This is a genomic window from Cellulomonas sp. P4_B5_2 (genome assembly GCF_056402235.1).
On record NZ_JBFUHU010000397.1, the window covers coordinates 1 to 2,882 of the forward strand.

A 2,882-nucleotide genomic window follows, 5' to 3' on the forward strand; every position below is an offset into this window, starting at 1 on the left:
CAACCGGCTCGTCGCCAACGACGAGGGTGCAGCCGGGCTCGAGGTCCTGCTGGGTGGGCTGCGGGTGCGCGCCCGCGGGGACCTGACCGTGGCGCTGACCGGCGGGCGCGGGCCCGCGTGGGTCGACGGTCGGCCCGTCGGGCACGAGGCCGTGCTCGAGCTGCGCGACGGGTCGGAGCTGCGGCTCGGCACGGTGGAGCTCGGGCTGCGGACGTACGTGGCCGTGCGCGGCGGGATCGACGTGCCGCCCGTGCTGGGGTCGCGCAGCGCCGACCAGCTGGCCGGCCTCGGGCCCGCGCCGCTGGCCGCCGGGGTCGTGCTGCCGGTGGGACCCGCGCCCCGGGAGTGGCCGCTGGTCGACGTCGCCCCGGTCCGCCCGGAACGGCTGGTGCTCCCGATCGTGGCGGGACCGCACGCCGACTGGTTCGACGACGCGCTGGCCCGCCTGTGCGGGTCGCACGAGTACCGCGTGACGCCGGCGACGAACCGCGTGGCCGTGCGGCTCGACGGGCCGGCCATCCGGCGGACCCACCAGTACGACGGACGCGAGCTCCCGTCCGAGGGGCTGGTGGTCGGCGCCGTGCAGGTTCCGCCCGACGGCCGGCCCGTCGTGTTCGGCGTCGACCACCCCGTGACGGGGGGCTACCCGGTGGTCGCGGTGGTCCGTCGGCACGCCCACGGCAGGCTCGGACAGCTGCGTCCCGGCGACCCGGTGCGCTTCGTCAGAGGCTGACGCGAGACCGACGGGAGCGACACGCCGAGACTTCGCCCGGCCGACCGCGATCACCGCACGGGGCCGCTCCGGCGACTGGGACCAAAGGCCCACCCCGAGCCCGGCCGCGGGCATAGAAATCTCTACATCTAGTCCTCAACGACCACCTCGACCACAGCATGTTGTGGTGGCGGTCGGAGGCGCCTCATCGTGGAGTCGGGAGCAGGGCATGTCGGAGAAGGTCGTCGTGGACGTCGGTTCGTCGATCGAGGAGTACCTCGACCGCAGTGACTGGCGCGTGTCCGCCAACGCGAACCAGGGCTACTCGCTGGGCGGTCTGATCCTGCAGACGAGCGGCAAGGTCGTCGCCAACTACTGGCTCAGCCACGTCTACCCGCCCGAGGTCGGCACGGCGCACCGCGAGGGCGACATCCACGTGCACGACCTCGACATGCTCTCCGGCTACTGCGCCGGCTGGTCGCTGCGGAACCTGCTCCAGGAGGGCCTCAACGGCGTCCCGGGCAAGGTCGACGCGCGCCCGCCGCGCCACTTCAGCGCCGCGGTCGGCCAGATCGTCAACTTCCTGGGCACCATGCAGAACGAGTGGGCGGGAGCGCAGGCGTTCAGCTCGTTCGACACCTACCTCGCGCCGTACGTGCGGCTCGACGGCCTGACCTACGCGCAGGTGCTCCAGTGCATCCAGGAGCTGGTCTACAACCTCAACGTGCCGTCGCGGTGGGGCACGCAGACGCCGTTCACCAACCTCACGTTCGACTGGGTGTGCCCGGACGACCTGCGCGACGAGGTCCCGTTCGTCGCCGAGCAGCCGTGCGACTTCACGTACGGCGACCTGCAGGTCGAGATGGACATGATCAACCGCGCGTACATCGAGATCATGACCACGGGGGACGCGTCGGGCCGCGTGTTCACGTTCCCGATCCCCACGTACAACATCACGAAGGACTTCGACTGGGACAGCGAGAACGCCGAGGCGCTGTTCGCGATGACCGCCAAGTACGGACTGCCGTACTTCCAGAACTTCCTCAACTCCGAGCTGAACCCCGGCGACGTCCGCTCGATGTGCTGCCGGCTGCAGCTGGACCTGCGCGAGCTGCTCAAGCGGGGCAACGGCCTGTTCGGCTCGGCGGAGCAGACCGGCTCCATCGGCGTCGTGACCATCAACTGCGGCCGGCTCGGCTACGTGCACAAGGGCGACGAGGCCGGCCTGCTCGCGCAGCTCGACCGCCTGATCGACCTGGCGTGCACGTCCCTGGAGCTCAAGCGCGAGCTCATCCAGCGCCTGATCGACGACGGCCTGTTCCCGTACACCCGCCGCTACCTCGGCACCCTCGAGAACCATTTCTCGACGATCGGCGTCAACGGCCTGCACGAGATGGTCCGGAACTTCACGGGCGACGAGTACGGCATCGTCGACCCTCGCGGCCACGAGCTGGTCATCCGCCTGCTCGACCACGTCCGCACGCGGATGGTGGAGCTGCAGGAGGCGACCGGGCACCTCTACAACCTGGAGGCGACGCCCGCGGAGGGCGCCACCTACCGGTTCGCCAAGGAGGACCGCCGCCGGTTCCCCGGGATCCTGCAGGCCGGAACCGACAGCCACCCGTACTACACGAACTCCTCGCAGCTGCCGGTCGGGTTCACCGACGACCCGTTCGAGGCGCTGACCCGCCAGGACGAGCTGCAGACCAAGTACACGGGCGGCACGGTGCTGCACCTCTACATGGCCGAGCGGCTCTCCACCGCCGACGCCTGCCGCGAGCTGGTCAAGCGCGCGCTGTCGACCTTCCGCCTGCCGTACCTGACGGTGACGCCGACGTTCTCGATCTGCCCGAACCACGGGTACCTCGCGGGCGAGCACCAGACGTGCACCACGTGCGGGATGACGTGCGAGGTGTGGACCCGCGTCATGGGCTACCACCGGCCGGTGAGCTCGTTCAACATCGGCAAGCAGGGCGAGCACGCCGAGCGCACGCCGTTCCGAGAGCCGGCGCTCGTGTGAAGGAGATCGCCGTCGCCGGTCTGGTCCCGCTGTCGTCGTGCGACTGGCCGGGAAAGCTCGTCGCGACCGTCTTCCTGCAGGGCTGCCCGTGGCGGTGCACCTACTGCCACAACGCGTCGATCCTCGATCCGCGCGAGCCCGGCCAGGTCC

General features: G+C 70.7%; 3 protein-coding genes. All 3 read left to right on the forward strand.

From position 1 onward, the window contains the following. Window positions 1-733: 5-oxoprolinase subunit C family protein (locus AC1DUQ_RS20085; protein ID WP_477074454.1), on the forward strand; the 733-nt coding region annotated here is incomplete at its 5' end. A gap of 208 nt (window positions 734-941) precedes the next feature. Beyond that, complete coding sequence (locus tag AC1DUQ_RS20090; protein WP_477061236.1) at window positions 942-2,732, forward strand: ribonucleoside triphosphate reductase; 1,791 nt, start codon at window positions 942-944, stop codon at window positions 2,730-2,732. Next, window positions 2,729-2,882 (forward strand): 4Fe-4S cluster-binding domain-containing protein (locus AC1DUQ_RS20095; protein ID WP_477074455.1); only part of this gene is annotated, 154 nt, incomplete at its 3' end. The genes AC1DUQ_RS20090 and AC1DUQ_RS20095, both read left to right, overlap by 4 nt.

What these genes read in the sequence shown, in the direction of transcription:
- AC1DUQ_RS20090 (WP_477061236.1), top strand. Translation starts at nt 942, where the DNA reads ATGTCGGAGAAGGTCGTCGTGGACGTCGGTTCGTCGATCGAGGAGTAC.